Genomic DNA, 6,091 nt, shown 5'->3' on the forward strand with positions numbered 1-6,091 from the left:
GCTGCTATAGCATCCATCTCATACATAAATCCAGTATTATTTGTTGCACTACCAACTCTAGCTGCTTCTAAAGATCCAGCAAGACCGTATAATAGACCTGCTATTATATAGATAATAATTATATTTCTAGCAACGTTAACCCCTGATACTTCTGCTGCCTCTGGGTTTCCACCTATTGCAAACATATTCTTCCCAAGCCTAGTCTTATTCCATATAAACCACATTATTACGCATATTATTACTGCATATACTATAAGATATGGTATTCTAAAGTCTCCACTACCAATACTACCTTGAGCTAATTTAGTAAATGCTGGATCAAGACCAGCTATTGGCTGAGCACCGTATGGCGGTCTATCAAAGTATAAACTAGTTATACCATAAGCTAAAAGCATTGTACCCATTGTTGCTATAAAAGGTGGTGTCTTTAATTTTGCAACAGCAAAACCACTTATGCTTCCCATAATACCACAAATTATCATAGCTACTAATATTGGTACAAATAATGGTAGCTGTTGTAAATCTGGATACATGCGATAAGCATAATCTGTAGCTTGAAGTAATGATGCAGATACTACTGCGGCTAAACCAATTATACGACCAGCAGATAAGTCTGTACCTTGAGTTACTATTATTCCACCAACACCTAACGCTATAATCATACGTGTAGAACATTGAGCTAGTATATTCCTTAGGTTATTTATAGAAAGAAATCCTGGTTCAATAATTACTATACCTATAAGCAAGAATACCAAAACTATTTGTATTGCATTATTTGCGGCCCATTCCTTAAAATTTGTACCTGAAGTATTTCTAGTTAGTGACTTTGTCTTCATAGTTCTCCCCCTCTATAAACTTCGCTGATAGTTTCATTATTTCTTCTTGCGTAGTATTTTTTGAATCAACTATTCCAGCGACTCTTCCATTACTCATTACTAATATTCTATCTGTTACACCTATTAATTCAGGCATCTCTGATGATATCATAATTATTCCCTTATCTTTGCTTGCAAGATCATTTATTAATTGATATATTTCGTATTTAGCACCTACATCTATTCCTCTTGTAGGTTCATCTAGCATAAGGATTTCTGGATTTGTAAGTAACCACCTTCCTATTATTACTTTTTGTTGGTTACCTCCTGATAGGCTACCTATAGTTGTTTTTTGTGAAGGTGTTTTTACATTCATAGAATCTATAACCCACTTAGTATCTCCTGCCATTTTCTTATCTGATAAAAAACATCCATTCACTTTATACGCACCCATATTAGATATTATTGAATTGAAGGTAATACTCAGTTGTGGGAATATACCTGTACTTCTTCTTTCCTCCGTTACTAAAGCAAATCCATTATCTAAAGCTCTCTTAGGATTTTTGTTTTCAATAACATTTCCGTGAAGTTTGATACTACCTTTATCAATATGCCTCATTCCAAATAGAGCTTCTACTATTTCTGTTCTTTTAGAGCCTACTAGACCCGCAATTCCAAGGATTTCACCTTTTTTAAGTTTAAAACTTACATCTTTTAGTCCAAATCTATCATTTTCTGTTAATCCTTCAACTTCTAATATTACTTCTCCTGGGTGATTTACTTTTGGTGGGAATCTATCTGACATATCTCTACCAACCATCATACTTATTATAATGTCTGTTGTTAGCTCTTTTGCACTCTTTGTATCTATTAAAGTACCATCTCTCATTACAGTTACATAGTCTGATATCTTTAATATTTCTTCCATTTTATGTGATATGTATATTATTGCTACGTTTTTGCTTTTTAATTTTGAAATGATTCTAAATAAGTGATCTACTTCTTTTTCTGTTAGTGATGATGTTGGCTCATCCATAACTATAACCTTAGAGTTATAAGATACTGCCTTAGCAATTTCAATCATTTGCATTTGAGAAACTGACAATGTACTTACCTTAACACGAGGATCAACATCTATATCTAAGTCCTTGAATATCTCTACTGTATCGTTATACATCTTATCTTCATCTATTACTAAACCTTTTTTAGGATATCTTCCAAGCCAAATATTATCTAGGATATTTCTTTGTCTAACCTGATTTAATTCTTGATGTACCATAGATACACCATTGTCTAGTGCTTGTCTTGTATTTTGAAATGTTACTTCTTTTCCCTCTAAATAAATAGTTCCAGCATTTCTTTGATATATCCCAAAGAGACACTTCATAAGTGTAGATTTTCCTGCTCCATTTTCCCCCATTAGAGCATGGACTGTTCCTGGTTTAACGTTTAGACTTACATTATCTAAAGCTTTTACCCCAGGAAATTCTTTACATATATCTATCATTTGTAGTATATATTTATTATCTTGCTTCTCCAAAAGTTGATACCCCCTTTAGACGTAATTAATCTACCCATTACAGATTATATTCACCTAAGAAATTGTAGATATATATACCATGCAATTTCTTAGGTAATTATTTGATTAAAGATTTTTATACTAGCTTTATATTTGTCTTACTTTGCTTGGTCTAAGTTAGACTTAGTAATACCTACATACGGAACACGAACAGCTTTCCCTTCTAGCTTCCAATCAGTTCCTTCAGTTGGCTCTTTTCCATTTGCTAAGTTTAGTGATAAATCTATAACTGCCTTTCCTTGATTTACAGCATCATTTAGAACAGTTCCAGCCATTTTATCCTTTTCTATCAAAGTAATAATTTCTGGTATTGCATCAACACCTACAACTGGCATAAATTTATCTCCTGAGAAGTATCCTTCTTTTTCAAGAGATGCTATAGCACCAGAAGCCATACCATCATTGTTACAAATTACAAATTCTATTTTATCTCCAAATTTAGCCAACCAAGCATCCATTTTTTCAGTAGCTTTTGCAGCATCCCACATACCTGTATCTACAGCTAATTCTTCTGTCTCTATTCCAGCTTCATTAATTGTTTCTATAGAATATTTAGTTCTAGCCTCAGCATCCGGGTGACCTGGCTCTCCTTTTATCATTACATATTGAATTTTTCCGTCTCCATTTTTGTCCCATTTTTCTTTGTTAGCATTCCATTGTTCTGTTATAACTTCTCCTTGTATTACACCTGATTCCTTAGAAATAGTTCCTACATAGTATGCTTTATCATAACTTTTCATAGCTGCTTCATCTGGCTCTTTATTAAAGAAAACTACTGGAAGTTCTGCAGATTTAGCTTTTTCTATTACTGTTGTTGCAGCCTTTGGGTCAACTAAATTTATTGCTAACACTTTAGCTCCTTTTGCTATCATAGTATCAATTTGATCTAATTGTTTTGCTTGATCGTTTTGAGAGTCATCTACTGTTAGTTCAGCTACACCTTTAGCATTAGTTTCTAATTCTCTACGAACTGAAGATATAAAGTTATCGTCCGCTTTATATACTGTTGCCCCTATTTTAGGAAGATCTCCTGATGCTCCTCCATCAGATGATTTATCATCTCCCTCTGATGAGCTACATCCAACTGTTCCAAATATCATCATTGCTGCTAGTCCTAGACCTAAAATTCTTCTCTTATTCATACTAATACCCCCTAAGCTTTTTATACTTATTTTATCTTTAAAGTATTCTAAGTTAAGTATAAAACGTTTTCTTTGAACTTTCAACATGAACTTCATAACTTTTTAATGTTAAATATATGTCTGTATAAATGTATAAAAATATCATTAATACTTAAAATTAAATCATTTATTTCTAAATATTAATGATATTCTTTGCTTGAATCACTAACTTTTTTAGATATTTATATATTAATATCTCGACTTAACAATCAGTAACGCTTTATCTATAAAATTCAAATTATATGTAAAATTAGCTATTAATAATTAGAATTAATACTGTTTTTATATCAATAATAGCTACATTATCTAAAACGTTTTCTATAAAATTTTCTAAATAAATTCAAGAAAAAGTATTCACACTTTTATTGAATTTTAAATATTATATTATAGCAGTAAACAATATAAGGGAGGGTTAATATGATTAAAGATCTTTCAATTACATCTGGTATCATTGCCTCAGTTTTTATATTACTTTATAGTTTTCTATTTATATTGAGAGATTTGTATTTATTGTGTAAAAACAATAATATAAAAAAATTTATAAATAGAATTTTACCTTTTTTCACTAAATATAATCCTATTTTTCTACTACTTTCTGTCCTATTTTCTTTATATCATATATGTTCTTTTTCAACTATCGACTCTACACTTAGCTTTGGATATGCAATAATAGTTCTTATTTTTATTATAATTAAAATAAAGTTTTTCCCATCAAAAAAGAATAATAGTTCTCAATTACTTAACTACTATTCTTATTTACTTGTTATAAGTCTTCTATTTCACATATTCTTATACTAACTTTTACATAAAAAGAAGAGGTTACCCTCTTCTTTTTTTAGTATATATTCTTCTTATATTGTACATATAATTTACGTATCTCATCCATATTAGCTTTTAATTCTAATTGTAACTTCGAAACTAACTCATCATCATTATTTTCTATAGCTTCTCTTATTTGTGTAAATAAAGATTTTCTAGTTAAAGTATCTTTCATAACGTTAAACTTAATATCTGAAATTGAATTCCATACAACTTCGTCTAATGCGTCCATGTTTTCTTTGTTATGAAGTTTAACACATCTTCTAATTTTACGCATATTACGTTCCATTATTCTATTTTCTAACTCTGTCTTCCATCTATCTGTTGCACCAGTTCTGAAAGAATTTATTATGCTATCTGTAAATACTTCTCCTCTTTTTAAGACTTCTACCTTTTCTGGGTATAAATCTAGGTTTCTCATATTTTCATATACAGTAGCAGCTGGAGTTCCAAACCTTATATTTCTTTCTTCTAATGAATAATGTTCAAATACATCATTTTCATCTCTATACGCTCTACCTTTTTCTAGGTAGAATCCTTCTTCTTCAACTTCTTTTGATAATTCTTTTTCAAGTTCCTTAGTTGAACACTTTTGCTTAGCTACTGCCTCTATACCATCAAGCATTGATTGGTAACATCCTGCTATTACTAAATATGTATTTGATAGTGGATTTGGAGATCTTAATTCAAATCTTAATGATCTTGGGTTTTCTATATCTCTAATTAGTCCAACAAGTACAGATCTATTTCTTGAAGGTACTTCATAATTATGTCCTAAAGATGTAACTATACATACAGGCGCTTCAAATCCTGGTACTAATCTATTAAGACCATCATTAGAAGGAGTTACTATTGGACTTAATGCTTCATAATTTTTAAGAAGTCCCATTATAGCTCCATATCCTATTTCACTTAAAAAGTCTGATTTCATATCACTTGGCGCAAATAAGTTCTTGAAGCTTCCATCTTTTAATTTTACACTTGCTCCTACATGTGTATGACCACCATTACCAGCAACACCTTCAATAGGCTTTGCCTTAAACGTAACTTCAAGACCATTTGATGTAAACACATCTTCTATAACTTCTCTTACTAGTAATTCATTATCGCCCGCTTGTAAAGGTGCCGCAAACTTCCAAGAAACTTCTAATTGTTCCATAGCATGATTAGTCTTACCATCTATACTTATAGAACTGTTTATTCCCCCTACTTCTTTATGTGCCATCTCAGGACTTACACCTAGTTTTTGAAGTACTATTAAACTCTTTTCTAAACAAGTTCTTATAATTCCATGAGTTCTCTTCCAGTATTGCTCTTTTAAACTTTGAGATACATATAATTTTTCTAAATCTGCTTTATCTTCTGGAGTATTTACCCAAAACTCTAATTCCGTTGCAGATGTTAACATTATATCTTCTATTTCTGAAACATCATTTATCCCTATATTATTTATCATGTGTGGATATTGTTTAAATATTTTCATCAATGAATTTCTGAAGTTATTTTCTGCTTTTTGAAGAATACCTCTTGAACATACCTTTTTATTGTCATGTATTAAGAATGCAGGTATTTTAAGTGTACCTACTGGTAAATTTACCTCTTCATCTATATGATCTACGTTATAATCTACATACCATCTAGACGTTGTATCTGGCATTAAATCAACTTTTGCATCATTTAATGTAGCTATATTATAA

4 protein-coding genes are annotated in these 6,091 nt (G+C 30.8%); all 4 read right to left on the reverse strand.

The window, feature by feature from the left end; translation table 11 throughout:
• Nucleotides 1-836: galactose/methyl galactoside ABC transporter permease MglC (gene mglC, locus CHL78_RS19345; RefSeq protein WP_116041730.1), on the reverse strand; the 836-nt coding region annotated here is incomplete at its 3' end.
• Nucleotides 814-2,355: a galactose/methyl galactoside ABC transporter ATP-binding protein MglA gene (gene mglA / locus CHL78_RS19350; protein ID WP_274541872.1), complete on the reverse strand. Its 1,542-nt coding sequence runs from the start codon at nt 2,353-2,355 to the stop codon at nt 814-816. The genes mglC and mglA, both read right to left, overlap by 23 nt.
• 137 nt (nt 2,356-2,492) lie before the next feature.
• Nucleotides 2,493-3,536: a galactose/glucose ABC transporter substrate-binding protein MglB gene (gene mglB, locus CHL78_RS19355; protein ID WP_094366781.1), complete on the reverse strand. Its 1,044-nt coding sequence runs from the start codon at nt 3,534-3,536 to the stop codon at nt 2,493-2,495.
• An 874-nt stretch (nt 3,537-4,410) separates the two neighbouring features.
• Nucleotides 4,411-6,091, reverse strand: a 1,681-nt coding sequence (locus tag CHL78_RS19360; protein WP_116041732.1) for a glutamine synthetase, incomplete at its 5' end; no start/stop codon positions are given.

The organism is Romboutsia weinsteinii (assembly GCF_002250835.2).
In the GTDB taxonomy this organism is placed as follows: domain Bacteria; phylum Bacillota; class Clostridia; order Peptostreptococcales; family Peptostreptococcaceae; genus Romboutsia_A; species Romboutsia_A weinsteinii.

What these genes read in the sequence shown, in the direction of transcription:
- mglB (WP_094366781.1), bottom strand. Translation starts at nt 3,536, where the DNA reads ATGAATAAGAGAAGAATTTTAGGTCTAGGACTAGCAGCAATGATGATA.